The following is a 24,875-nucleotide window of genomic DNA, read 5'->3' as shown; positions in this document are numbered from 1 at the left end:
AGAAGCCCGGGCCGCTGAAATCTCAGCGTCTCCGGGCCTCTTCTTCGTGCTGGGGTACCTGGACTCGAACCAAGAACAACTGAACCAGAATCAGCCGTGTTGCCAATTACACCATACCCCAAGGGGTTCCGACCGAAGTCGTACCGAGGGTCTAGCTTAGCCCACGATCGGAGGCTCGCCAAAACCGGCCATTCCCCGCCTTGTCGCTGCATCCGCTCCTCCTCCACACTGTGCTCATGACCACGACGCGTCCTCTCTCGCTCACCCTGCTGGCTCTCGGTGCGCTCCTGTGCGCCGGCTGCGCCGGTGGCGGCACCGCACCGGCGGACACCGCGGCATCCGATCCGTCCACTGCCGTCGTGACACCATCTTCGGGCGACGACGGGGCCGCGGCGGGCGGTGCGTTCGGATGCACGGACGCGATGATCTCCTTCATGGACGCCAATGGTTACAGCGATCCCACCCCGCACGACCCGTCGGATTTCACGCTTCCCGAGGCATCCACGCCGTCGGTCCGCCCCGACTGCTACGTCGACGACGAGTTCGGCAGCGCACATCGGAAGGGCGCGATGTTCACGGGCGACACGGCGGCCGCCCTCGCCGCCGTGGGCGATGCGCTGACGGCAGCGGGCTACCAGCAGACCAGCGGCTACGGCACCTCGATCTGGTGGCTCGACGGCGAGGACCCGAGTTCGGCGCGCTACGCGGTCGGGGCGGGCGAGCAGACCGTCGACGGTCAGACCGTCGTGTGGATGACCTGGGCGGAGTGATCTCCCCCGTACGTTCTCTCAGCCGGCGCATACCCCGCGTGCGGCGCGCGCATCGCCGTCGACCCTAGCGTCGCGGCGTGACGACCGCTTTCGCCTCCCCCACCCACCCCGCATCGGGCACCGTCGCGCGCAGCACTGCCTTGCTGCCACGTCGTGTCTGGACCATCGGCGCCATCGTGCTGACGCTCGGTGCGCTCGCGCTGACGGCGTGGGGCGTCGGCGGGTCGATGTCCGACTACTACGCGTCCATCGCGCTCTCGATGAGCGAGAGCTGGTCGAACTTCTTCTTCGGCGCCCTCGACCCCGCCGGCACGGTGACGCTCGACAAGATCCCGGGATCGTTCTGGATCCCCGCACTCTTCGTGAAGGCGTTCGGCTTCTCGCCGTGGGCGGTGATCGTGCCGAACGCGCTGGCGGCCACGGCATCCGTCGTCATCACGGCGTTCACGGCGCGACGCTGGGCGGGACCGGTCGCCGGCCTCACCGCCGGCGGCATCGTCGCGACGACGCCGATCCTCGTGGCGGTCGCGCGCTCGAACCAGCCCGAGACCTTCTTCGTGCTGTGTCTCGCCCTCACGGCGTGGGCGGCGACGAAGGCTCTCGAGCGTCGGAGTCTCGGCTGGCTCGTGCTCGCCGGCGTGTTCATCGCGGCGGGGTTCCAGACGTACATGCTCGAAGCATGGGCGGTGTGGCCGGCGCTGGCCGCCGCATACCTCTGCACACGGCAGAGCTGGCGGAGGCGCCTCGGCCATCTCGCCGTCGCGGGCACCGTGAGCCTCGCGCTCTCGCTCACCTGGATCGTCGCGGTCTCGCTGATCCCGGCATCGGACCGCCCTTACGTCGGGAGCACACTCACCGACAGCCCCTGGGAGATGGTGTTCGGCTACAACGGCCTGGGGCGTTTCGGCACGTCGACGGCGGATGCCTCGGCGTACCGCTCGTTCACTCCCCCGTTCTCCGGCGAGCCGTCCGCCCTGCGACTTCTCAACGAGAACCTCGCCGCCCAGATCGGCTGGATGCTGCCGGTCGCCGTCGCCGCCGTCGTCATCCTGTTCGTACTCCGATTCCGCCGTGCCCTCACCGTCTTCGCCGCGGTCTGGTTCGCGACGTTCGCAGCGATGTTCTCGGTCGTCGCGGGGATGCATCAGTTCTACACCGCGGCCCTCGCCGTCCCGACGGCACTCCTGATCGGCACGGCCTTCGCCCAGGCACGCCGTCGACGGGCGCTGTGGGCGCAACTCGTCCTCGTCGGAACGGCGGCCGCGACCGCCGTCGGCATCGGACTCTTCGCGAACGGCGGCGCCGCCTTCGCCGTACCGACCGCGCTCGCGCAGCTCGTCCTCGCGCTCGTGGCCGGAGTGCTGCTCGCGTGGGAGTGGCGGCGCGCCGCGCGGATGCCGCTGGCGGCGGCGGTCGCCGCGGTGGCGCTCGTCCTCAGCCCGGCCGTCTGGTCAGCGGTGACCGTCACGACGCCCAACTCGACCAATCCGGTGGCGGCGGGAGTAGCGGCGATGAGTGGCGGAGGAGGCGGAGGCGGCTTCGCGGGAGCAGCGCCCGCGACGGGACGACGCGGCACGGGATCACCGGGGCACGGAGCCCAGACCGGCGTCGGCCCCGCCCCGGCAGGCGGAACCACGACTCCGGGACGCGGCGCGCCGAACGGCGTCGGACTCGCGCCGACGGGCGGAACGACGACGGCCGACACACAGACGGTCGCGTGGCTCGCGGCGCACGCCGACGGACGCACGTACCGCGCCGCTGTCTTCGGCGCTCAGGCGGCGGCACGTCTCATCATCGCGTCGGACGGCGGGTCCTTCCTGCCGATCGGCGGGTTCAACGGCGGCGACCCCGTCCCGACCCTCGACGCGTTCCAGCGGCTCGTCGCGAACGGCGACGTCGTGTACGTCATCGCCGCCGGAGGTGACGGGCGCGGCGTCGGCACGGCGTTCGGCGCCGGGAACGGCAACGGTGCGCGGACATCGACCGCGGCGGCCGCGGCGACGACCAGCGGCGAGATCCGATCGTGGGTGCTCGCGAACTGCAGCGCTGTGACGGATGCCCCGATCAGCGACCTGTACGACTGCGCCGGCTGAGTCAGCCGACCTTCTCGACGAGGGCCCCGAGTCGGCGGATCGACTCGACCTTACCGAGCAGCTCCATCGACTCGAAGAGGGGCGGCGACACGCGCCGACCGCTCACCGCGACGCGCAGCGGCCCGTACGCGACACGCGGCTTGAGCCCCAGCCCGTCGATGAGCGCGCCCGCGAGCGCCTCCTGCACGGCGGCGGCGGTGAAGCCCTGCTCGGGCACGAGTTCGAGGGCGCCGACGGACGCCACGAGCACCTCGCCCGCGTTGGCGGGCAGCCCCGCGAGCGCATCGTCGTCGTAGACGACATCGTCGCGGAAGAGGAAGCCGAGGAGGCCCGGCGCGTCACCGAGCAGCTGCATGCGCTCCTGCACGAGGGGCGCCGCGGCATCCAGCGTCGCCTGCTGCGCCGCGGTCGGCGGGTTCTCCACGAGCCCGGCCGTGTGCAGATACGGCACGAGTCGCGCAGCGAAGTCGTCCGGATCCAGTGCGCGGATGTGGTCGCCGTTGATGGACTCCGCCTTCTTCTGGTCGAAGCGCGCAGGGTTCGGGTTGACGTCGGCGATGTCGAAGGCGGCGACGAGCTCATCGCGGCTGAACACGTCGCGGTCGGCGGCGATCGACCAGCCGAGGAGCGACAGGTAGTTGAGGAGCCCCTCGTGGATGAAGCCCATCTCACGCAGAAGGAAGAGGTCCGCCTGCGGGTCGCGCTTGGACAGCTTCTTGGTACCGGTCTCCCCCAGCACGAGCGGCATGTGGCCGAAACGCGGGACGAAGTCGGTCACGCCCGCGTCATTCAGCGCCGCATAGAGCGCGAGCTGACGTGCGGTCGAGGGCATGAGGTCTTCGCCGCGGATGACGTGGGTGATGCCCATCAGCGCGTCGTCGACCGGGTTCGTGAAGGTGTACAGCGCCTGACCGCCGGCACGGACGATGACGAAGTCGGGAAACGACCCGACGGGGAAGGTCACTTCACCGCGGATGAGGTCGACGTAGGTGAGATCGTGGTCGGGCACGCGCAGCCGGTAGGCGGGCTCACGACCCTCGGCGCGGAAGGCGGCCTTCTGCTCCTCGGTGAGGTCGCGGTCGAAATTGTCGTAGCCGAGCTGCTTGGCGCGGCCGACAGCCTCGTTGCGAGCGTCGATCTCCTCGGCCGTCGAGTACGACTCGTACACGGCGCCGGAGTCGATGAGCGTATCGAGCACCTCGGCGTAGATCTCACCGCGCTGCGACTGGCGGTACGGTGCGTGCGGGCCGCCCTTCTCGACACCCTCGTCCCAGTCGATCTCGAGCCACGTGAGCGCGTCGACGAGCTGACGGTAGCTCTCCTCGCTGTCGCGTGCGGCGTCGGTGTCCTCGACGCGGAAGATCAGCTTGCCGCCCGTGTGGCGCGCGTACGCCCAGTTGTAGAGCGCGGTGCGGATCATGCCGACGTGCGGGAGACCGGTCGGCGAGGGGCAGAAACGGACGCGGACGTCGGTTCCGGTGGCGGTGGTGGTGCGGGGATCGATCGCGGCAGACATCCCGACCAGTCTAGGTGCCGCCGACGCGCGCTCCCACAGCGGGAAGGACGCCCGAGAGCGCCTCCAGCGCGGCGGCGAGCGAGGGGACCCGCTCTGCGCCCTGCGCGGTGACGACGTGGAGACGCCGCGCCTCGGCGATCGGCAGCGGAGCCGTCGTGATGCCCGGCAGCAGCGGGAAGGAGTCGAGTGCCATCCGCGGCAGCGTCGCGACGCCGATGCCCTGCGCGACGAGCCCCTCGACGGCGACGTAGTTGTCCGTCTCGAAGCCGATCCGCGGAGCAAAGCCCGCGCGCTCGCAGAGTTCGAGCAGATGACCGCGGCAGCGCGGGCACCCGGCGATCCAGGTCGCCTCGGCCAGATCCGCGACGCCACGGACGCGCGCGTGCCCCGCGGGCAGGACGAGCATGAGGTCGTCGCGACCGGCACTGCGCACCGAGAGCCCGCGCGCACTGTGCCGATGCGGGTCGTCGCGATCGCCCGGGTAGCTGAACGTGAGGGCGATGTCGGCTCGATCCTCCCGGATCGCCTCGACGGCCTCGGGGGGTTCGGCTTCGAGGTAGGTGACGGTGATGCCCGGGTGGGCGACCGCGAGCGAGGCGATGAGACGCGGGACGAGCACGGGCGACGCGGACGGGAACGCGACGAGCCGCACGACACCCGTGCGCAGCCCGCGCAGCTGTGCGAGTTCCTCCGCAGCCGCCTCGACCGCGAGAGCGACCGCGGGCGCGTGGCGCGCGAGCACGCGCCCGGCTTCGGTGAGCCGCACGCCGCGCCCCACCCGTTCCACGACGGCGATCTCCAGTCGCGATTCGAGCCGACGCACGTGCTGGCTGATCGCGGGCTGGCTGTACCCCAGCGCGGCGGCGGCGCCCGTGATCGACCCCGTATCGGCGATGGCGCGCACGATCCGGAGACTCTGGACGTCGAGGTCCGCCGTGGCATCCGTCATAAACACATCATCTCACGGCATGCATGTGATCCGAATGATGCCGTAGATGTATGTGATAGAACTCGCGAGGCTGTTCCCATGATCACCACGCGGACGACGCTCGACGACCTACGCGCGCAGTTCTCCGACGCGCACGGCTACCTGGCCGCGTGCACCGCGGGGCTCGCCGCGGCGGGCACCCGGGCGGCGATGACGGCGGAGTACGCACGGCGGCCGGATGTCGCCGAGTACTGCCGCGCCGTCGAGGCATCCCGCCGGCACTTCGCGTCGCTCGTGGGTGTCTCGGCCGACCGCGTCGCGATCGGATCGCAGACCTCCGTGCAGGTGTCGCTCCTCGCCGCCGCCGTTCCCGCAGGGGCCGAGGTACTGGTCCCGGAGGACGAATTCTCGTCGCTGGTCCTCCCGTTCGTGCACGCAGGACGTGGCATCCGCGTACGCACGGCGCCCCTCGCGCACCTGGCCGAAGCGATCTCGCCCGAGACTACCGTCGTGGCGTTCTCGCTCGTGCAATCGGCGTCGGGCGAGGTCGCCGATCTCGGTGCGATCATCGCCGCCGCGGCGCGCGTCGGCGCCCGCACGGTGTGCGACGCGACCCAGGCGGTCGGCTGGATGCCGGTCGACGCGACGCGTGTGGACGCCCTGCTCTGTCACGCGTACAAGTGGCTGTGCTGCCCGCGCGGCGTCTCGTTCCTGGCGCTGTCCGAAGACTACGCCCGGTCGCTGACGCCCGTTCACGCGGGCTGGTACGCCGGGGCCGACCCGTGGTCCTCCTGCTACGGAGGGGCAGCAGAGCTCGCCGGGTGCGCGCGCCGCTTCGACGTGTCCCCGGCCTGGCAGGCGTTCGTCGGCGCGGAGCCCGCGCTCGCGGCTTTCGCCGCGGCATCCATCGCCGACGTGTATGCGCGGGTGACCTCTCTCGCGGCGGACTTCCGCGCGCGGCTCGGTCTCCCGCAGCCGACGCAGCCGAGCGCCATCGTGACCTGGCCGGATGCCGGGGGCGACGCACTCGCAGCGCTCACCGCCGCGGGCATCGTCGCATCGGGGCGGGCGGGCAACGCGCGGGTCGCGTTCCACGTGTTCAACGACGAGGACGACGTCGAGCGTGCGGCCGCCGCGCTCGCGTGCTGAGGGACGCGCTTTCGGAGGCCGCCGGCACCGCTCGATAGACTCGGAACACCCGAATCGACAGGACCGACCGTGAGCGCACCGCGTCTGATCGTGCGCGGCGGCGACCTGGTCGACGGCACGGGAGGTCCGCCGCAGCGCGCCGACCTCGCGATCGAGCACGGTGTCGTCACCGAGATCGGGCACGCGCCCGCGGCTCCCGGCGACGACGTTCTCGACGCATCCGGGCGCATCGTCCTCCCCGGTCTCATCGACGCCCACTCCCACACCGACGGCGCGATCTTCCGCCCCGAGGTGCAGCACGCTCTCCTCCGGCAGGGCGTCACGACGGTGATCGCAGGGCAGGACGGCGTCTCCTACGCGCCGGGCGGCGGCGCCTGGGCGGCCCGCTATTTCGCCGCGATCAACGGCCCGCACCCGTACTTCTCCGGTGGCTCGGTCGCAGACCTCCTCGACACGTACGACGGCGCGACCGCGCTCGGGGTCGGATATCTCGTCCCGGCTGGTACCGTGCGGCATGAGGTGATGGGGATGGATGCCGGGGTGCCGACGCCCGCCCAGGTCACCCGGATGGTCGCCCTCGTCGAGCACGGCATGCGCGACGGCGCGCTCGGCCTGTCGACCGGGCTCGACTACGTCCCGGGCATCTTCGCCGAGGCGACGGAGATCGCCGCCCTCTGCGCGCCGGTCGCACGCGCCGGCGGCCTCTACGTCACCCACATGCGCGGCGGGTACGAGACGAACGCCGCCGCGGGACTCGCCGAGATCGCCGACATCTGCCGCCTGAGCGGTGTCCGCGCCCACGTGTCGCATTTCCACGTCGCCGCGGCGGACGGCATCCGACTCATCGACGACCTGTCGGCAGCCGGCGTCGACGTCAGCTTCGACATGTACCCCTACACCCGCGGGTGCACCCTCCTCGCGATGGCCGTGCTGCCGCCGGAGTACAGCGCGGTGGATGCCACGAACGCGGTCGCGGCGCTCCGCGACCCCGCCGAACGGGAGCGTCTGCGACGCGAGTGGTTCCCGCTCGTCGCCGACAAACCCAGCCTCGGACCCGCGTGGCCGACGATGATCACGATCGCCCACGCTCCGCGGACACCCGATGCCCCGGGCAGCACGCTCGCCGATCTCGCCCGGTCGCAGGCGACGGATGTCGTCGACGCGACCCTCGACCTGCTGATCGAGAACCGTCTCGAGGTGAGCGCCGTCATGGCCGTGCGCGACGAACGCCCCGTCGACGATCTTGCCCGCCTGTTCACGCATCCGGCGCACACCGGCGGGTCCGACGGGATCTTCATCGGCGCCGTCCCGCACCCCCGCGCGTGGGGCACGTTCGCCCGCTTCCTCGGCACGTTTACGCGAGACATCGGCGCCTACTCCTGGCCCGAGGCCGCGCGCCACCTCGCGGGCCGACCCGCACGCCGCTTCGGCCTGCACGACCGCGGCATCCTCGCCCCCGGCCGCCGCGCCGACCTCGCCCTCGTCGACCCCGCGATCGTCTCCGATACCGCGACGTACGAGCGACCGACGGACCTCGCCGTCGGCATCGACGACGTCCTCGTCGCGGGCGTGCGCGTCCTCGTCGACGGCGAGCTCACCGGAGCCGCCCCCGGCGCAGCCGCGCGACCCGCACGCCCCTGACCCCGATATCACCCCACGGAAGGAACCCTCATGCCCCGTATCGCCGTCACCATTCCGAACGCACCCGTCCCGGCCGGGCCGTACAGTCACGGCGTCGTCGCCGGCGGTTTCCTCTTCACGGCGGGCTTCGGTCCGCAGGACCCGACGACCGGTCAGGTCGTCCCCGGCGGGGTCTACGAGCAGACCCAGCAGGTGCTCCGGAACATCCAGAACGTTCTCGCGACGAGCGGGGCGACGATGGATGACGTCGTCAAGGTCACCGCGCACCTCGAACATCTCGACGAGGACTTCGCCGAGTACAACCGTGCGTATGCCGAGTTCTTCACCGCCCCGTACCCGGTCCGGACGACCGTCGGATCGCATCTTGCGAACATCCTCGTCGAGATCGACGTCGTCGCGTCGCTCCCCGAATCCGGTGCTCGGGCGTGAGCATGGAGTGGCAGCGCGTCCCGCCCGGCCGCATCCTCACGCCCGACGACAAGTCCCTGCCCGCGTGGGCGGCGGGCATGACGGCCGCGGATTTCGTCGCGCGCGGACCACATCTCTCGGAGCTCTGGACGCCCGCCCTCGTCCTCGATGAACGGGCCCTCCTCGGCAACGCCGCCTTCCTCGCGGAATGGATCACGGGTCGCGGCCTCGAGCTCATGCCCCACGGCAAGACCACGATGGCCCCGCAGCTGTGGAGGCTGCAGCTGGATGCCGGGGCCACCGGCCTCACGCTCGCGACGCCGTGGCAGGTGCGCGTCGCCCGCAGCACGGGCATCCGCGAGATCATGCTCGCGAACCAGCTCGTCGACCCGCATGCCCTCGACTGGCTCGGCGCGGACCTCGCCGCGCACGGCGGCCGCGTGTGGACGTGGATCGACGATGAGGCGGGACTCGACGCTCTGGCCGCGGCACCCGCCGCGCAGCCCTGGGACGTCCTCATCGAACTCGGCCGCCCCGGTGGACGCACCGGGGTGCGCACCGTCGACGCGGCCCGCGCCCTCGCCGATCGCGCCCGCGCGACGCCCGGCGTCCGGCTCGCCGGCGTCGCCGGCTACGAAGGCGCCGTCGCGCACGGGCGTTCCGACGATGCGCTCGCAGGTGCAGGAGCGTTCGTCCGCGATCTCGTCACCCTGCACGAGTTGCTCCTCCCGGACTACGACGACCCGTCCGATGCGATCGTGACGGCGGGCGGCAGTGCCTTCCCCGACATCGTCGCGGACATCCTCACGGACGCCGCCGCGCGACTGCCGGGACGGTTCGTGATCCGCTCGGGGGCGTCTCTCATCCACGATGAGGGCTACTACCGGTCCGTGTCGCCGTTCGACGGCGCCGGCCTCCGCCCCGCCGCCCGCGCCATCGCCCGCGTCGTGTCGGCTCCCGAGCCCGGGCTCGTGCTCCTCGACGCGGGGAAGCGCGACGTCGCGTACGACCTCGACCTGCCGGTGCCGATCGGGATCGCAGGCGAGATCACCGGTGTCAACGACCAGCACGCCTTCCTGCGCACGAGCGAGCACATCGCGGTCGGCGATCGGGTGCAGCTCGGGCTGTCGCACCCGTGCACGATGTTGGACAAGTGGCGTCTCATCCCGGTCGTCGACGATCTCACCACCCACGACCCCGTGATCGTCGGACTCGTCGAGACGAGGTTCTAGGCCGGCGCGGCCGCGCCGCGGCGCGCGTACGGAGACAGCACCGCGACCCCGGCGACGACGATGAGCGCGAGGAGAGCCAGTCCGCCGTAGCCGATCCCGCCGAGCACGACACCCGCAAGGATCGCCCCGATGCCGCCGACGAGGCTCATCGTGAGGTCGCTGCGACCCTGGCGCGCCGTGCGGAGCTGTTCGGACGACGATTCGACGAGCAGCGTGGAACCCGCAACCGTAGATGCGCTCCACCCGAGCCCGAGGAGCACCAGCCCGATCGTCACCGCGAGGGACGATTCCTGGCCGAGCGCAGCGACGAGGAGCGCGGCCGCCAGCAGCGCCTGGCCGATCAGGATCGTGGGCACGCGCCCGGCTCGGTCGGCGAGGATGCCGAACACCGGCGACAGCGCGTACATCCCGGCGATGTGCAGGGAGATCGTGAGACCGACGACCTCGAGCGAGGCGCCGTGATGCGTGAGGTGCACCGGCGTCATGGCCATCACGGCCACCATCACCGCGTGCGCACCCGCGATCGCCACGATCGCATAGGTCGCGGCGGCCGGGCGGTCGACGCGGGCGATCCGCGCGAATGCCCCGCCGGCGGGCGCTGCGGCGATCCGCTGCGCGAGCAGGAGCGGGTCGGGGCGGAGCGCGACGAGATAGAGGCCGATCGCGAGGACCTGGGCGACGACCGTGAACACGTACGGGCCCGTCAGCGCCGGCATCCCCAGGGCGTCGCCGAGCGCCTGCCCCGGCCCGACGAGGTTCGGGCCGAGCACGGCGCCGACGGTCGTCGCCCACACCACGATGGACAGGTCACGCCCCCGCGAGGCGTCCGTGGCGAGATCGGCCGCGGCGAACCGCGACTGCAGATTGGCCGCCTGGCCGGCGCCGATCAGCGCGAATCCGAGCAGCAGCAGGGGGAAGGCACGCAGCGAGACCGCGCCGATCACGACGCCGACCCCGAGAAGGGCGACACTCATTCCGGTGGCGAGGGCCAGCCGGCGGCCGCGGCGGTGCGCGAGCCGCGCGAGGGGAACGGCGATCGCGGCGGTCCCGAGCGTGACGAGCGCGGTGGCGAGGCCCGAGAAGGCGTCGTCACCGGAGATGTCCGCCGCGAGAATCGCGCCGAGCGAGATCGTCGCGCCGAACGCCACGCCGCCGAGCACCTGACCGAGGGACAGGACGCCGACGGTGCGGCGGCGGATCCGACGCAGCTCGTCGGCGTCGACCGGCGCCGACGCGGTCACGCGTCGCGGACCGGGTTGCGGAGCGTCCCGAGTCCCGTGATCTCCACCTCGACGACGTCACCTGCGACGAACGGGCCGACGCCGGCGGGCGTTCCGGCGAGGATCACATCTCCCGGCAGCAGCGTGAAGGCGTGCGACGCGTAGGAGATGAACTCTGCGACAGAGTGGACCATGTCACCCAGGGTCCCGTCCTGACGCGTCTCTCCGTTCACGCGCGTCGTGATGCGCACGTCCGGCGCGGGCGTGAACTCGGTCTCGATCGCCGGCCCGAGCGGGCAGAACGTGTCGAATCCCTTCGCGCGCGCCCACTGGCCGTCCGTCTTCTGCAGGTCGCGTGCGGTCACGTCGTTGCCGATGGTGTAGCCGAAGACGTAGTCCAGGGCATCCTCGACGGAGACGTTCTTCGCGACGCGGCCGATGATGGCGGCGAGCTCGCCCTCGTAGTCGGTGCGCTGCGACTGCGGGGGCCGCACGATCGCGTCTCCCGGGCCGATGACCGACGTGTTCGGCTTCAGGAACATCATCGGCTCTGCGGGTACCTCGTTGCCGAGCTCGGCGGCGTGATCGCGGTAGTTGCGCGCGATGCCGATGACCTTCGACCGCGGGATGACGGGCGCGAGGAGGGCGACGTCCGCAAGCGACACGCGCTCCCCCGTCGTGTCGAACCCCGCGAACAGGGGGTCACTGGAGAGCACCACGAGGTCGGTCCCGTCGACGATGCCGAAGCGGATGGCATCGTCATGACGGAAGCGGGCGATGCGCACGTCAGGCGTCCAGGCGCAGCAGCCAGCCGTGCGTGTCTTCGCGGCGACCGTACTGGATGTCGGTGAGCTCCTCGCGCAGTGACAGCGCGAGTTCCCCGAGAGGCTGCTCGTCGACGAAGTCCTTGCCCTTGAGCACACCGATCGGTGCGACGACGGCGGCGGTGCCGCACGCGAAGACCTCGACGATGTCGCCGGACGCGACGCCCTGGCGCCACTCGTCGATCGACACCGCCCGTCCCTCGACCTTGTGCCCCCGGTCGGCGGCGAGCTGCAGGATCGAGTCGCGCGTGATCCCCTCGAGGATCGAGTCGGACTGGGGAGTGACGATCGTGCCGTCCTTGTAGACGAACACGACGTTCATGCCGCCGAGCTCCTCGACGTTGCGGTCCTGATCGAGGAAGACGACCTGATCGCAGCCCTCCTCGTACGCCTCCGCCTGCGGCAGGAGGCTCGCGGCGTAGTTGCCGCCGGTCTTCGCGGCGCCCGTGCCACCCTTCCCGGCGCGCGCGTAGTCCTCGCTGAGCCAGATCGACACGGGCTTCGCGCCGCCCTTGAAGTAGGCGCCGACGGGTGAGGCGATCACGTAATAGCCGACCTTGTTCGCGGGGCGGACGCCCAGGAACGCCTCCTTGGCGATCATGAAGGGGCGCAGGTACAGGCTCTGGTCCGCGCCCGTCGGCACCCATGCGCCGTCGACCGCGATCAGCTCGCGCAGTGACTGGATGAAGTACGCGACCGGAAGCTCCGGCAGCGCGAGGCGACGCGCGCTGCGCTGCAGGCGCTTGCCGTTCTGGTCGGGTCGGAACGTGTGGATCGAGCCGTCCGCGTGGCGGTAGGCCTTGATGCCCTCGAAGATCTCCTGGCCGTAGTGCAGGACGGATGCCGCGGGGTCGAGCGACAGCGGTCCGTAGGGCTGCACGCGGGGGCGGTGCCACCCGCCGCGGACCGACCAGCACACGTCGATCATGTGATCGGTGAACGCGGTGCCGAACTGCGGATCGGCCAGCATCGCGGCGCGCTCGGCGTCGCTCTTGGCGTTGAGGTTCCTCGAGACGGAGAACTCGAGCGGGGCGAGTCCGGCGTCGGGGTCGTAGGTGAGGGTCATGATCATCCCTGTTTCGTGCGGTGGCGGGTCCAGGCTACGCCTGCAGAGCCGCGACGATGGCGTCGCCGACCTGAGCGGTCGAGCGGGGTGCGGCGCCCCGGTGAGCGATGTCGTCCGAAGCTGCGCGGGTGACGCGCTGCGCTTCACTCTCGAGCCCGAGGTGGTCGAGCAGGAGGGCGACGGACAGGATCGCGGCCGTGGGGTCGGCCTGCTGGGTCCCTGCGATGTCCGGCGCCGAGCCGTGCACGGGCTCGAACATCGAGGGGAACGCGCCGTCGGGGTTGATGTTCCCCGATGCGGCGAGGCCGATGCCTCCGGTGACGGCGCCGGCCAGGTCGGTGAGGATGTCTCCGAAGAGGTTGTCGGTGACGATCACGTCGAATCGGCCCGGGTTCGTGACCAGGAAGATGGTGGCCGCGTCGACGTGCAGATAGTCTACGGCGACGTCGGGATGCTCGGATGCCACGGCATCCACGATTCGCTTCCACATCCCGCCCGCGTGCACGAGGACGTTGGTCTTGTGCACGAGCGTCAGCTTCCGTCGGCGCTTCTCGGCCGCTGCGAACGCGTACCGCACGACCCGCTCGATGCCGTACGCCGTGTTGACGCTCGTCTCGTTGGCGACCTCGTGCGGCGTGCCGGTGCGGATCGACCCGCCATTGCCGACGTACGGGCCCTCCGTGCCCTCGCGCACGACGACGAAGTCGATCTCTCCGGGAGCGGCGAGCGGTCCCGGCGCTCCCGGGTACAGCTTCGACGGGCGCAGGTTGACGTAGTGGTCGAGGGCGAAGCGCAGCTTCAGCAGGAGGCCGCGCTCGATGTTCGCGTCCTTCAAGCGCTCATCGCCCGGCACGCCGCCGACGGCACCGAGGAGAATGGCGTCGTGGCTCGCGATCGCCGCGAGGTCCTCGTCGGTCAGCGTGTCGCCGGTCTCGAGGTAGCGCGCGGCGCCGAGGGAGAACCGCGTCTTCTCGAACGTGACGTCCGAGCCCGCGGTCACCGCATCGAGGACCTTCTCGGCCTCCGCGACGACTTCGGGCCCGATGCCGTCACCGGGGATCAGTGCCAATCTGACGACGCGCGACATCGCTCTCCTCGCTGGTGTGGGGTTCCGTACTCAGCGTAGTGGCCGCGATGACGGCCGCCGCCACGACGAGGCCCGCGCCCACCAGAGACGTCACGACGACACCCGAGTCGAACGCGTGCGCGGCGGCGAGGCGCAGCTGATCGCCGAGCGATCCCCCCACCCGGTCGGCCACGGCCATGGCGCCCGCGAGGGTCTCCCGCGCGGCATCCGCGGCTGCGCCGTCGATGCCCGCCGGCAGCGTCATCCCGTTCCGGAAGAGCGAGGTCAGGATGCCGCCGAGCACCGCCGTCCCGAGGACGGCACCGAGCTCGTAGGCGGTCTCGGAGACGGCGCTGGCAGCGCCCGCTTTCTGCGGCGGCGCGCTCGAGAGGATGAGGTCGTTCGAGACGGTCTCGGCCGCTCCGATGCCGAGACCGAGGAGGACGAAGGCGGCGACGAGGATGCCGAGGTCGGCATCGGTCGCCGAGAGCGCGACGAGGACGTAGCCCGTCACCGAGAACACGAGCGCCGCCGGCACGACGATGCGCGCATTCACACGCGACGCGATCGGCACGACGACGAGGCCGGAGATGATCATCGCCACCATGCCGGGGACCAGCGCGAACCCGGCCTGCATCGGTGACAGCCCCACGATCAGCTGCAGGTGCTGCGCGACGAAGAACAGGAAGCCGACGAGCGCGACGACGCTCAAGAGGTTCACGAGGAGTGCTCCCGTGAAGGTGCCCCGCGCGAAGAGGCGCATATCGAGCATCGGGACGTCCATCCGCAGCTGGCGGCGGACGAACAGCACGCCGAACCCGAGACCGACGACGACGAGCACCGGGATCATGAGGTCGAAGCCGTGCACCGCGGCCTCCTTGATCGCGAAGACGATCGGCACCAGCGTCGCCATCGAGAGCACGATCGAGATCGGGTCGATGCGCCCCGGGTGCGGGTCGCGGCTCTCCGGAACGAGAAGGGGCGCGAACACGAGCAGCGGCACGAGGACGGGCACCGCCATGAGGAAGACAGCGCCCCACTCGAAGTGCTCGAGCAGGATGCCTCCGACGATCGGACCCGCGGCAGAACCCGCCGAGAACATCGCCGCCCAGACGGCGATGGCGAATCGACGCTGCTCGCGGTCGGTGAAGATCGAGCGCAGGAGCGACAGCGTTGACGGCATGAGCATGGCGCCGAAGACACCCATGCCAGCCCGTGCGGCGATCAGCCAGCCGGCGGTGGGGGCGAAGGCGGCGAGGGCCGAGATCGCGGCGAATCCGATCGCACCGATGAGGAGCATGCGGCGGCGTCCGAAGCGGTCGCCGAGCGTGCCCATCGTCACGAGCAGGCCCGCCAGCACGAGGGGGTAGGCGTCGATGATCCACAGCTGCTGCGCGCTCGTCGGCCCGAGGTCTCGCGCGATGTCGGGCAGCGCGAAGCTCAGCACCGTGTTGTCGACCGAGACGAGCAGCACGGGCAGCATGAGCACCACGAGGGCCGCCCAGCCGCGCCAGCCCACCCTGCGACCCTGCGCGTCGGCGATCCGGAGTTCTTCTGTCAATGTCATTTCTACACCGTCCAGCCGGTATAGTAACAGACGACCGTGTTCCGACGCGAGAAGATGGAGCCCATGTCCCGCCCGCCACGTGCTCGTGAGAGCGTCCTCGATGCGTTCGAGGGGCTGCTGATCGCTGACGGGCCGAGGGCTGCGACGATGGATGCCGCAGCGCAGGCGGCGGGCGTCTCCAAAGGGGGGCTGCTCTACCACTTCGCGTCGAAGGACGCCCTGGAGACGGCGCTGCTCGAACGCATGGAGCAGCTCGCCCACGACGACCTCGTGGAGATGGAGTCCGAGCCGGAGGGCCTCGTGTCCGCCTTCCTGCGCTCGTCGGTGATGGACGACTCCCCCATCGATCGCGCCCTCATCGCGGGCTCTCGCCTCGCGCAGGGCGGAAGCGTCGCCGCCGTGGACGCGCTCCGGCGCGTCCGGGAGCTGTGGGAGGGCGCTCTGCGTCCACACACCCGAGACGAGACCGCACTGCAGCTCGTGCTTCTGGTCAGCGACGGCCTCTACTTCAACAACGCCCTCGCCGCCGGAGCGGTTCCGGGCCCGGTGCCCGAGGGTGCGGCCATGGACGCTCTGATCGCGCTCGTCGAGCGCTCAGCCCGCTGAGCGGCGCTGCTCCCCCGCCCGCGCAGACGCAGGCGCAACCTCGCAGAATGACACGAACTCCGCAGGAATCGGGCGACATCCTGCGGAGTTCGCGACGATCTGCGACGTTCGTGCGGGGCGTCAGGCCTCGGTGATCTCGATCTGACGGAAGAGGTCCGCGCCGACCGCCGCGCGCATGTTCTCGAGGATCTCGTCGGGCACCGGCTGGTCGACCGTCAGCACCGAGAGAGCGCGGCCGGAGGCATCCGGGTGTGCGACGAACAGCCCCGCGATGTTGATGCCCGCAGCGCCCAGCTCCTGACCGTAGATCGCGACGATGCCGGGGCGGTCGGCGTACCGCATCACGACGTGGTGCTGCTCGATCGGGACCTCGATCTCGTAGCCGTTGATGCCGACGATCTTCGGCACCATGCGGGTGCCGGCGAGCGTGCCCGCCACGGTCAGCACGGTGCCGTCGGAGAGCGTGCCCCGGAGGATCGTGATGTTGCGGTACAGCGGGCTGTCGGCCTCGATGATCATGCGCGTCTCGATGCCGCGCTGCTCGGCGAACAGCGGCGCGTTGACGTAGGAGACGTTCTCGCTGACGATCTTCGACAGGATGCCCTTGAGTGCGGCCAGGCGGTAGACGCTGACGTCGTACGCGGCGAGCTCACCCCGCACTTCGATGTCGAGGCTCGTCAGCGCGCTCGCGGCGAGGCCGGAGAACACCTGGCCGAGCTGCTCGACGAGGGCGATGCCGGGGCGCACGAACGGGTCGATGACGCCGCCCGCGACGTTGACGGCATCGGGCACGAGGTCACCTTCGAGCGCGAGCTTGACGGAGCGGGCGACCGAGATGCCCGCCTTCTCCTGCGCCTCGTCGGTCGAGGCGCCGAGGTGCGGCGTCACGATGACGTTGGGCAGCGACAGCAGCGGGAAGGCCGTGCCGTCCTCCTTCGGCGGCTCGGACGTGAACACGTCGAGGCCCGCGCCGGCGATCTCACCGGTCGTGAGCGCCGTGAAGAGCGCCTCCTCGTCGATGAGGCCGCCACGGGCGACGTTGACCACGTACGCGGTCGGCTTCATGAGGGCGAACTGCTCCGCACCGATCATGCCGGTCGTCTCGGGCGTCTTCGGCATGTGGATCGTGACGAAGTCGCTCTGCGCGAGCAGGTCGTCGAGAGGCAGCAGCGTCACGCCGAGCTGCTGGGCGCGGGCCGGCGTCACATACGGGTCGTAGGCGACGACCGTCACGCCGAAGCCCTGCAGGCGCGCCGCGATGAGCGCACCGATGCGGCCGAGTCCGATGATGCCGACGGTCTTCTCGAAGAGCTCCGTCCCGGTGAACGAGCTGCGCTTCCAGGCGCCGGCGGACAGCGACGCGTGCGCGGCCGGGATGTGCCGGGCAAGCGAGAGGATGTGGCCGACGGTGAGCTCGGCGGCGGAGATGATGTTCGAGGTCGGCGCGTTGACGACCATGACGCCCGCCGCGGTCGCGGCCTTGATGTCGACGTTGTCGAGACCGACGCCCGCGCGGGCGACGACCTTCAGACGGGATGCCGCGGCGATCGCCTCGGCGTCGACCTTGGTCGCCGAGCGGATGAGGATCGCGTCGGCTTCGGCGATCGCGGCGAGGAGCGCGGGGCGGTCGGTGCCGTCGACGCTGCGGACGTCGAAGCCCTCCCCGAGGGCGTCGATCGTGGCGGGAGAGAGTTCTTCGGCGATGAGGACGACGGGCTGGGACACGGCGGCAGACCTTTGCGAAGGAGGCAGAGCGCGGCTGAGGATTCAGCGCACGGGTGGAAGAGCTCCAGCCTACCGGCGGCGGCGAGGGGTCGATGACCGTGTGACGGCGCGGTTCATCCGAGCAGAGATGCCCCGAACATCACGCTGTAGGCGACGACGTTCAGCCAGAAGACGGCGACGAGCCCGAGCCCGACGAGGAGGGTCAGCGAGAACTCCCACCACACGCGCCGCCACCCGATCGCGAACGCCACGCCGAAGGCGATGAGCGGAAAGGCGACCGCGGCCAAGAGGAGGCTCCAGCCCGCCCCGTTGAGGCCGAGCGGCCCGGTCGCCTGTGACACCAGGAAGCCCACGGCGCTCCAGACGACATAGGCATAGAACAACCCGAAGAAGACCGAGACCGCCACGACCACCCAGGTCGGTCGTACGGGTCGCGACGAAGAGGCGGAGACGGTGTCTGCAGTCACGATGCCACCATCCCCACTGCGGCGACCATGAGGAACGGCCACGGGGCGAGGAGCGCGAGTCCGGCGAAGAGCCACGTGACGCGCACCCATGTCTTCGACGCACGCGTCAGCACGTAGACACCGACGAACCACAGCAGCGGCGCCGCGACGGCGGTCCACAGTGCCGCCTGGTAGCCGACGGGGCCGATGAGGACCTGCGAGGCGCCCTGCAGCCGGAGCCCACCGATGATCCAGCCGACCGTGAAGAGCACATAGGCACCGGCGAGGACGCCGAGGGTCAGCAGGACCGCGCTCGAGAGCTGTGCACGCTCCCCCGGCATCACGACGGCGCCGTCCGCTTCGATGTGGCCGACCTTCTCGCTGTCCTTGCCGACGGCGGTGAAGCCGTCCGGAAGCGCCAGCGGCTCGGACGGCGTGGACGGTGTCGCCGCGGGAGATGTCGGCTCGGGTGCTTTCGATGCCACCAGCGTGGGGTCGTCGTCGCCGTCCCAGCGGAGGGCGTCGTCGTCGCGTCCTGTGCTCACGCGGCTCAGCGTATCGCGGTCAGGAGCGTGCCGTGCTGCCGGCGACCGCGCGCATGGCGGCGACCGCCTCCGCGACGACGGCTGCGTCCGTGACGTCGTGGCCGGGGGCGCCCCCGCCCGGGCCCGCGGGGGCGTCGAGGCCCGCCTGCCCGCGGGCGGAGAGGTGCACGGCGCCGACACCGGCGGCGAGGATCGCGGGGATGTCCACCGGACGGACGCCGCCGCCGCCCGCCATGATCTCGACATCCCCGGCGGCCTCGACGAGCCGCGCGAGAGTCGGCACGCCGTCGATCGAGCGCGCCGCACCGCCGGACGTCAGGACCCGGTCGACACCGACGGCATACAGTTCCGCGAGCACGGCGACCGGGTCTCCGGTCGCGTCGATCGCGCGGTGGAAGACGAGTGCGGCGCCGCCCGCGGCATCCCGCCAGCGGGCGACGGCATCGAGATCCGCCTGCCCATCGGCGGTGAGCGCGCCGATCACGACACCGCCCGCGCCCGCACGAACCGCTGCCACGATGTCGGCCGCGACGAGCGCGACCTCCTCGTCGTCGTAGACGAAGCCGCCGCCGCGCGGCCGGACGAGGACGTTCACCCTGTCCCCGCCGACAGCCGCCGCGACCGCCTCGACGAGACCGATCGACGGGGTCAGCCCGCCGACACCGAGCGCCTGGCAGAGCTCCAGCCGATCGGCGCCCGCCGCGATCGCCGCACGCGCTCCGGCAGGGTCCTGGACGGCGATCTCGAGCACGGCGGTCATGGTCATCACGCTAGCAAACGGCGGAAGCCCGGCCCCGGGTGCGGGGTCGGGCTTCCTGGCCTGTGACAGCCTGACTCGGCGGGTGTGCCGAGAGTCTGCGGGGATCAGCGCGCGGCCGAGCCCTCCGTGTAGTCGCTGTCCTGCTGCTTCCACGCGAAGAGCGAGCGCAGCTCCTTGCCCGTCTTCTCGATCGGGTGCTGCGCCTCCTTCTCGCGGAGGGCGAGGAACTCGGGGGCACCGGCATCCTGGTCGTCGATGAAGCGCTTCGCGAACGCACCCGACTGGATGTCGGCGAGGACGGCCTTCATGTTCTCCTTGACCGACGGGTCGATGACGCGGGGTCCGGAGACGTAGTCGCCGTACTCGGCGGTGTCGGAGATCGACCAGCGCTGCTTCGCGATGCCGCCCTCCCACATGAGGTCCACGATGAGCTTCAGCTCGTGCAGCACCTCGAAGTAGGCGATCTCGGGCTGGTAGCCGGCCTCGGTCAGCGTCTCGAAGCCGTACTCGACGAGGTGGCTCATGCCACCGCAGAGCACCGACTGCTCACCGAACAGGTCGGTCTCGGTCTCCTCGGTGAAGGTCGTCTTGATGACACCGGCGCGCGTGCCGCCGATCGCCTTCGCGTACGACAGGGCGGTCGCCCACGCCGCGCCCGAGGCATCCTTCTCGACGGCGATGATGTCGGGGATGCCGCGACCCGCGACGAACTCGCGACGCACCGTGTGGCCCGGAGCCTTCGGCGCGACCAGGATGACGTCGACGCCCTCGGGCGTGTCGATGTAGCCGAAGCGGATGTTGAAGCCGTGCGCGAAGGCGAGCGTCTTGCCCTCCGCGAGGTTCGGCGCGATCGACTCGCTGTAGATGCCGCGCTGGTGCTGGTCGGGCGCGAGGATCATGATGAGGTCCGCCCACGCGGTCGCATCGGCGACGCTCTTGACCTCGAATCCGTCCTCCTGCGCCTTCGCGGTGCTCTTGGAGCCGTCCTTGAGCGCGATGACGACCTCGACGCCCGAATCGCGCAGGTTCTGCGCGTGCGCGTGACCCTGCGAGCCGTAGCCGACGATCGCGACCTTCTTGCCCTGGATGATGGACAGGTCGGCGTCGGAGTCGTAGAAGATCTCAGCCATGGTTGTTGTTTCTCCTTGATTGTGGATTGATCTCGATGCGCCCGCCACGCGGGCACTCGATCAGCGACGGGGCGCCCGCTGCGCGGGCACTCGACGGGCGGCTAGTTGCGGAGGACCCGCTCGGTGATGGACTTGCCGCCGCGGCCGATGGCGACCATGCCGGACTGGGCGAGCTCCTTGATCCCGAAGGGCTCCAGAGCGCGCAGGATCGCATCGACCTTGCCGCGGTCGCCGGTCACCTCGATGACGAGCGCATCCGTGGCGTAGTCGACGACCGAGGCGCGGAACAGGTTGACGACCTCGATCACGTTCGATCGGGTCTGGTTGTCGGCGCGCACCTTGATGAGCATGTGCTCGCGCTGGACGGATGCCGTCTGCTCGAGCTCGACGATCTTGATGACGTTCACGAGCTTGTTCAGCTGCTTGGTCACCTGCTCGAGCGGCAGACCCTCGACGTCGACGACGACCGTGATGCGGGACAGCCCCGGCACCTCGGTGACGCCCACGGCGAGCGACTCGATGTTGAAGCCGCGGCGGGCGAACAGACCCGCGACGCGGGTGAGGAGGCCGGGCTTGTCCTCGACGAGGAGGCTCAGAACGTGCTTGCTCATGCTCAGTCCTCCTCATCGAAGCTCGGCGCGTGGTCGCGCGCGTACTGGATGTAGCTGTTGCTGACCCCCTGCGGGACCATCGGCCACACCATCGCGTCGGCGGACACGACGAAATCGATCACGACGGGGCGGTCGTTCGTCTCGAGGGCGGTCCGGATCGCGGCATCCACGTCCTCCTCCTTCTCGACGCGGATCGCGAGGCAGCCGTACGCCTCCGCGAGCTTCACGAAGTCGGGGATGCGGACGGTGTCGTGGCCGGTGTTCAGGTCGGTGTTGGAGTACCGGCCGTTGTAGAACAGCGTCTGCCACTGACGGACCATGCCGAGCGACGAGTTGTTGATGATCGCGACCTTGATCGGGATGTTGTTGATGACACAGGTCGCGAGCTCCTGATTGGTCATCTGGAAGCAGCCGTCGCCGTCGATCGCCCAGACCGGGCGCTCGGGCTCGGCGACCTTCGCGCCCATCGCCGCCGGGACGGAGTAGCCCATCGTGCCGGCGCCGCCCGAATTCAGCCACGCATTCGGGCGCTCGTACTTGATGAACTGCGCGGCCCACATCTGGTGCTGGCCGACGCCCGCGGCGTACACGCCCTCGGGACCCGTGAGCTCACCGATGCGGGAGATGACGTACTGCGGCGACATGAGGCCGTCACTGGGCTGCGTGTAGCCGAGGGGGAACTCGTCGAGCAGCCCCTCGAGGTACGACCACCACTCGGCGGTATCGGGCTTCTCGGGGCCCGCCGCGCCCCGGAAGGCGGCGTCGAGGTCGATGAGCACCTCCCGCACATCGCCCACGATCGGCACATCGGCGGTGCGGATCTTGGAGATCTCGGCGGGGTCGATGTCGACGTGCACGACCTGCGCGTTCGGTGCGAACAGCGCCGCCTTGCCCGTCACACGGTCGTCGAACCGCGCGCCGAGCGCGATGATGAGGTCGGCCTCCTGCAGGGCGAGGACGGCCGGGACCGTGCCGTGCATGCCCGGCATACCGAGGTGCTGCGGGTGCGAGTCGGGGAAAGCCCCGCGCGCCATGAGCGTCGTGACGACGGGAGCCCCGGTCGTCTCGGCCAGCGTGAGAAGCTCCGCCGACGCTCCGGCGCGCACGACGCCGCCGCCCACGTAGAGCACGGGCTTCTTGGCGGTCTGCAGCAGGTGGGCGGCGGCCTGGATCTGCTTGCCGTGCGCCTTGGTGACCGGCCGGTAGCCGGGCAGGTCGTAGCGCGGCGGCCAGACGAACGGCGCCTCGGCCTGCTGCGCGTCCTTCGTGATGTCCACGAGCACAGGGCCGGGGCGGCCCGTCGAGGCGATCTCGTAGGCGGCGGCGATCGCGCCGGGGATCTCCGCGGCATCCTTCACGAGGAAGGAGTGCTTCGTGATCGGCATCGTGATGCCGACGATGTCCGCCTCCTGGAAGGCGTCCGTGCCCATGAGCGTCGAGAAGACCTGACCGGTGATCGCGAGAAGCGGCACCGAGTCCATGTACGCATCGGCGATCGCCGTCACGAGGTTGGTGGCGCCGGGGCCGCTGGTCGCGATCGCGACGCCGACCTTGCCGGATGCCGAGGCGTAGCCCTCGGCGGCGTGACCGGCGCCCTGCTCGTGCCGCACGAGGATGTGGCGGAGCTCGGTCGAGTCCATGAGCGGGTCGTAAACGGGGAGGATGGCGCCGCCGGGGAGGCCGAAGACGTCGGTGACCCCCAGGAGTTCCAGGGAGCGGACGACGGCGGCCGCGCCGGTGAGCACCAGTGCGGAGGCGCCGCGGGCGGGCGGCCGGGGAACGGCCGCAGTGGTGTCGAGTGACATGCGTGAGACCTCGATGAAATGAGTCGTGATCGGACGTGAGTGCGGGGCCTAGCCCGTGATCGCGCCCTCCGCAGCGGAGTGCACGAGCTTCGAGTATTTGGCCAGAACGCCACGGGTATAGCGCGGAGGAAGGGGCTCCCAGCCGTCCCGGCGGGAGCTCAGCTCTGCCTCGTCGACGAGTAGGTCGAGCGTGCGAGCCGCGATATCGACCCGTATCAGATCACCATCGCGCACGAAGGCGATGGGACCAGCGTCCACCGCTTCGGGTGCTATGTGGCCGATGCACAGGCCGGTTGTGCCGCCTGAGAATCGTCCGTCCGTCAAGAGTAGTACATCTTTTCCGAGCCCCGCGCCCTTGATGGCCGCCGTGATGGCGAGCATCTCGCGCATGCCCGGGCCGCCCTTGGGGCCCTCGTAGCGGATCACGACGACGCTGCCCGCCTCGATGTCGCCGGCGGCGAGGGCGTCGATCGCGGAGCGCTCGCGCTCGAACACGCGCGCCGGCCCCTCGAAGACCGCCGCATCGAACCCCGCGGTCTTCACGACCGCGCCCTCCGGTGCGAGCGAGCCGTGCAGGATCGTGAGGCCGCCGGTCTTGTGGATCGGGTTGTCGAACGTGTGGATGACGGTGCCGTCCACGGGGTCGGGGTTCAGGTCCTCGAGGTTCTCGGCGAGCGTCTTGCCCGTCACGGTGAGCGCGTCTCCGTGGAGGAGTCCCTCGTCGAGCATCGCCTTCATGATGACGGGGATGCCGCCGTGCCGGTCGACGTCGTTCATGACGTACTTGCCGAACGGCTTCATGTCGGCGACGTGGGGCACCTTGTCGCCGATGCGGTTGAAGTCCTTCAGAGTCAGCTCGACCTCGGCCTCGCGGGCGATCGCGAGCAGGTGCAGCACGACATTGGTCGAACCGCCGAGGGCCATCGCGAGCGCGATCGCGTTCTCGAAGGCATCCGGCGTCAGGATGTCGCGCGTCGTGATGCCTTGGCGGAGCAGATTCACGACCGCCTCGCCGGAGCGGTGGGCGAAGTAGTCGCGACGACGGTCGGCCGACGGCGGGGCCGCGGATCCGGGCAGGCTGAGACCGAGCGCCTCGGCGACGGACGCCATCGTGTTGGCGGTGTACATGCCGCCGCAGGCGCCCTCGCCCGGCGCGATCGCGCACTCGATGCGCTTCAAGTCGGCCTCGCTCATCTTGCCCGCGAGGCACGCGCCGACCGCCTCGAACGAGTCGATGATCGTGACGTCCTTCTCGGTGCCGTCGGAGAGCTTGACCCAGCCGGGAGCGATCGATCCGGCATAGAGGAAGACGCTCGACAGGTCGAGCCGGGCCGAGGCCATGAGCATGCCCGGGATCGACTTGTCGCAGCCGGCGAGCAGCACCGTGCCGTCGAGGCGCTCAGCCATGACGACCGTCTCGACGGAGTCGGCGATGACCTCGCGGCTCACGAGCGAGAAGTGCATGCCCTCGTGGCCCATCGAGATGCCGTCGGAGACGGAGATCGTGCCGAACTGCAGGGGGTATCCGCCGCCGGCGTGCACGCCCTCCTTCGCCCCCTGGGCGAGGCGATCGAGGCTCAGGTTGCAGGGGGTGATCTCGTTCCAGCTGGACGCGATGCCGATCTGGGGCTTATCCCAGTCCTCATCGCCCATGCCGACCGCGCGGAGCATGCCGCGGGAGGTCGTCGCCTCGATGCCGTCGGTGACGGCGCGAGAGCGGGGCTTGATGTCGACGGTGGCGCTGGTGTCGTCGGAGGAAGGCATTCT

The 24,875-nt window shown here is 70.5% G+C and carries 22 protein-coding genes and 1 tRNA gene; 7 read left to right on the top strand and 16 right to left on the bottom strand.

Annotation, left to right across the window (positions count from 1 at the left end; translation table 11 throughout):
• Nucleotides 1-49: 49 nt before the first annotated feature.
• Nucleotides 50-121, bottom strand: a tRNA-Gln gene (locus J0I43_RS02270).
• Nucleotides 122-236: 115 nt separating this feature from the next.
• On the opposite strand from J0I43_RS02270, the gene J0I43_RS02265 reads away from it, so the two are divergent.
• Together J0I43_RS02265 and J0I43_RS02260 are read left to right on the top strand one after the other, a co-directional pair.
• Entirely contained in the window at nt 237-770 is a 534-nt protein-coding gene (locus J0I43_RS02265; protein ID WP_292858346.1) for a hypothetical protein, read from the top strand.
• Between the two features lie 77 nt (nt 771-847).
• Nucleotides 848-2,863, top strand: coding sequence for a glycosyltransferase family 39 protein (locus J0I43_RS02260; protein WP_292858343.1), 2,016 nt, complete (start codon nt 848-850; stop codon nt 2,861-2,863).
• A gap of 1 nt (nt 2,864) precedes the next feature.
• Here J0I43_RS02260 and gltX read toward each other — a convergent pair whose 3' ends face one another.
• Both gltX and J0I43_RS02250 read right to left on the bottom strand, forming a co-directional pair.
• A complete protein-coding gene (gene gltX, locus J0I43_RS02255; protein ID WP_292858340.1) occupies nt 2,865-4,379 on the bottom strand; it encodes a glutamate--tRNA ligase in 1,515 nt (504 codons plus the stop codon).
• A gap of 10 nt (nt 4,380-4,389) precedes the next feature.
• A complete protein-coding gene (locus tag J0I43_RS02250) occupies nt 4,390-5,328 on the bottom strand; it encodes a LysR family transcriptional regulator (protein WP_292858337.1) in 939 nt (312 codons plus the stop codon).
• Nucleotides 5,329-5,406: 78 nt separating this feature from the next.
• Here J0I43_RS02250 and J0I43_RS02245 point away from each other — a divergent pair, with 78 nt between their 5' ends.
• From J0I43_RS02245 to J0I43_RS02230, 4 genes are all read left to right on the top strand, one after another.
• On the top strand, nt 5,407-6,456 hold the full coding sequence (locus tag J0I43_RS02245) for an aminotransferase class V-fold PLP-dependent enzyme (protein ID WP_292858334.1): 1,050 nt from the start codon (nt 5,407-5,409) through the stop codon (nt 6,454-6,456).
• Nucleotides 6,457-6,525: 69 nt separating this feature from the next.
• On the top strand, nt 6,526-8,097 hold the full coding sequence (locus tag J0I43_RS02240) for an amidohydrolase family protein (RefSeq protein ID WP_292858331.1): 1,572 nt from the start codon (nt 6,526-6,528) through the stop codon (nt 8,095-8,097).
• Nucleotides 8,098-8,127: 30 nt separating this feature from the next.
• Nucleotides 8,128-8,526 (top strand): Rid family hydrolase, encoded by a 399-nt coding sequence (locus tag J0I43_RS02235; protein ID WP_292858328.1) that lies wholly within the window; start codon nt 8,128-8,130, stop codon nt 8,524-8,526.
• Nucleotides 8,527-8,528: 2 nt separating this feature from the next.
• On the top strand, nt 8,529-9,737 hold the full coding sequence (locus J0I43_RS02230; RefSeq protein WP_292859038.1) for an alanine racemase: 1,209 nt from the start codon (nt 8,529-8,531) through the stop codon (nt 9,735-9,737).
• Here the strand turns inward: J0I43_RS02230 and J0I43_RS02225 are convergent.
• The 5 genes from J0I43_RS02225 to J0I43_RS02205 are packed head-to-tail and all read right to left on the bottom strand — an operon-like array spanning nt 9,734 to nt 15,480.
• A complete protein-coding gene (locus J0I43_RS02225) occupies nt 9,734-10,978 on the bottom strand; it encodes an MFS transporter (protein WP_292858324.1) in 1,245 nt (414 codons plus the stop codon). The two genes, J0I43_RS02230 and J0I43_RS02225, sit on opposite strands and share 4 nt — an antisense overlap.
• Nucleotides 10,975-11,742: a fumarylacetoacetate hydrolase family protein gene (locus J0I43_RS02220; RefSeq protein WP_292858321.1), complete on the bottom strand. Its 768-nt coding sequence runs from the start codon at nt 11,740-11,742 to the stop codon at nt 10,975-10,977. Before J0I43_RS02220 ends, J0I43_RS02225 begins: the two co-directional genes overlap by 4 nt.
• Nucleotide 11,743: 1 nt before the next feature.
• Nucleotides 11,744-12,847 carry a branched-chain amino acid aminotransferase gene (locus tag J0I43_RS02215; RefSeq protein WP_292858318.1) on the bottom strand — a complete coding sequence of 368 codons (1,104 nt, stop codon included), beginning with the start codon at nt 12,845-12,847 and terminating at the stop codon, nt 11,744-11,746.
• Nucleotides 12,848-12,881: 34 nt separating this feature from the next.
• Nucleotides 12,882-13,934 (bottom strand): 3-isopropylmalate dehydrogenase, encoded by a 1,053-nt coding sequence (locus tag J0I43_RS02210; RefSeq protein ID WP_292858315.1) that lies wholly within the window; start codon nt 13,932-13,934, stop codon nt 12,882-12,884.
• Nucleotides 13,897-15,480: an MFS transporter gene (locus tag J0I43_RS02205; protein WP_292858313.1), complete on the bottom strand. Its 1,584-nt coding sequence runs from the start codon at nt 15,478-15,480 to the stop codon at nt 13,897-13,899. The genes J0I43_RS02210 and J0I43_RS02205 overlap by 38 nt, the downstream gene beginning before the upstream one ends.
• A gap of 63 nt (nt 15,481-15,543) precedes the next feature.
• Here J0I43_RS02205 and J0I43_RS02200 point away from each other — a divergent pair, with 63 nt between their 5' ends.
• The gene (locus J0I43_RS02200; RefSeq protein ID WP_292858310.1) at nt 15,544-16,086 is read left to right on the top strand and encodes a TetR/AcrR family transcriptional regulator; all 543 of its coding nucleotides are present in this window, start codon (nt 15,544-15,546) and stop codon (nt 16,084-16,086) included.
• A gap of 120 nt (nt 16,087-16,206) precedes the next feature.
• Here J0I43_RS02200 and serA read toward each other — a convergent pair whose 3' ends face one another.
• From serA to ilvD, 8 genes are all read right to left on the bottom strand, one after another.
• Nucleotides 16,207-17,811, bottom strand: coding sequence for a phosphoglycerate dehydrogenase (gene serA / locus J0I43_RS02195; protein WP_292858307.1), 1,605 nt, complete (start codon nt 17,809-17,811; stop codon nt 16,207-16,209).
• A 113-nt stretch (nt 17,812-17,924) separates the two neighbouring features.
• Nucleotides 17,925-18,278 (bottom strand): bacitracin resistance protein, encoded by a 354-nt coding sequence (locus J0I43_RS02190; protein ID WP_292858304.1) that lies wholly within the window; start codon nt 18,276-18,278, stop codon nt 17,925-17,927.
• Nucleotides 18,275-18,802: a DNA polymerase III subunit gamma/tau gene (locus J0I43_RS02185; protein ID WP_292858301.1), complete on the bottom strand. Its 528-nt coding sequence runs from the start codon at nt 18,800-18,802 to the stop codon at nt 18,275-18,277. The genes J0I43_RS02190 and J0I43_RS02185 overlap by 4 nt, the downstream gene beginning before the upstream one ends.
• 19 nt (nt 18,803-18,821) lie before the next feature.
• Nucleotides 18,822-19,562, bottom strand: coding sequence for a copper homeostasis protein CutC (locus J0I43_RS02180; protein WP_292858298.1), 741 nt, complete (start codon nt 19,560-19,562; stop codon nt 18,822-18,824).
• A 104-nt stretch (nt 19,563-19,666) separates the two neighbouring features.
• The gene (gene ilvC / locus J0I43_RS02175; protein ID WP_367267538.1) at nt 19,667-20,719 is read right to left on the bottom strand and encodes a ketol-acid reductoisomerase; all 1,053 of its coding nucleotides are present in this window, start codon (nt 20,717-20,719) and stop codon (nt 19,667-19,669) included.
• Between the two features lie 74 nt (nt 20,720-20,793).
• Nucleotides 20,794-21,303 (bottom strand): acetolactate synthase small subunit, encoded by a 510-nt coding sequence (gene ilvN / locus J0I43_RS02170; protein ID WP_292858292.1) that lies wholly within the window; start codon nt 21,301-21,303, stop codon nt 20,794-20,796.
• A gap of 2 nt (nt 21,304-21,305) precedes the next feature.
• Nucleotides 21,306-23,108 carry an acetolactate synthase large subunit gene (locus J0I43_RS02165; RefSeq protein ID WP_292858289.1) on the bottom strand — a complete coding sequence of 601 codons (1,803 nt, stop codon included), beginning with the start codon at nt 23,106-23,108 and terminating at the stop codon, nt 21,306-21,308.
• A 48-nt stretch (nt 23,109-23,156) separates the two neighbouring features.
• Complete coding sequence (gene ilvD, locus J0I43_RS02160; protein ID WP_292858286.1) at nt 23,157-24,872, bottom strand: dihydroxy-acid dehydratase; 1,716 nt, start codon at nt 24,870-24,872, stop codon at nt 23,157-23,159.
• Nucleotides 24,873-24,875 lie beyond the last annotated feature (3 nt).

The organism is Microbacterium sp., assembly GCF_017305435.1.
Classification (GTDB): domain Bacteria; phylum Actinomycetota; class Actinomycetes; order Actinomycetales; family Microbacteriaceae; genus Microbacterium.
The sequence above is the reverse complement of the archived record's forward strand: the minus strand, read 5'-3'. Positions and strand labels throughout refer to the sequence as shown.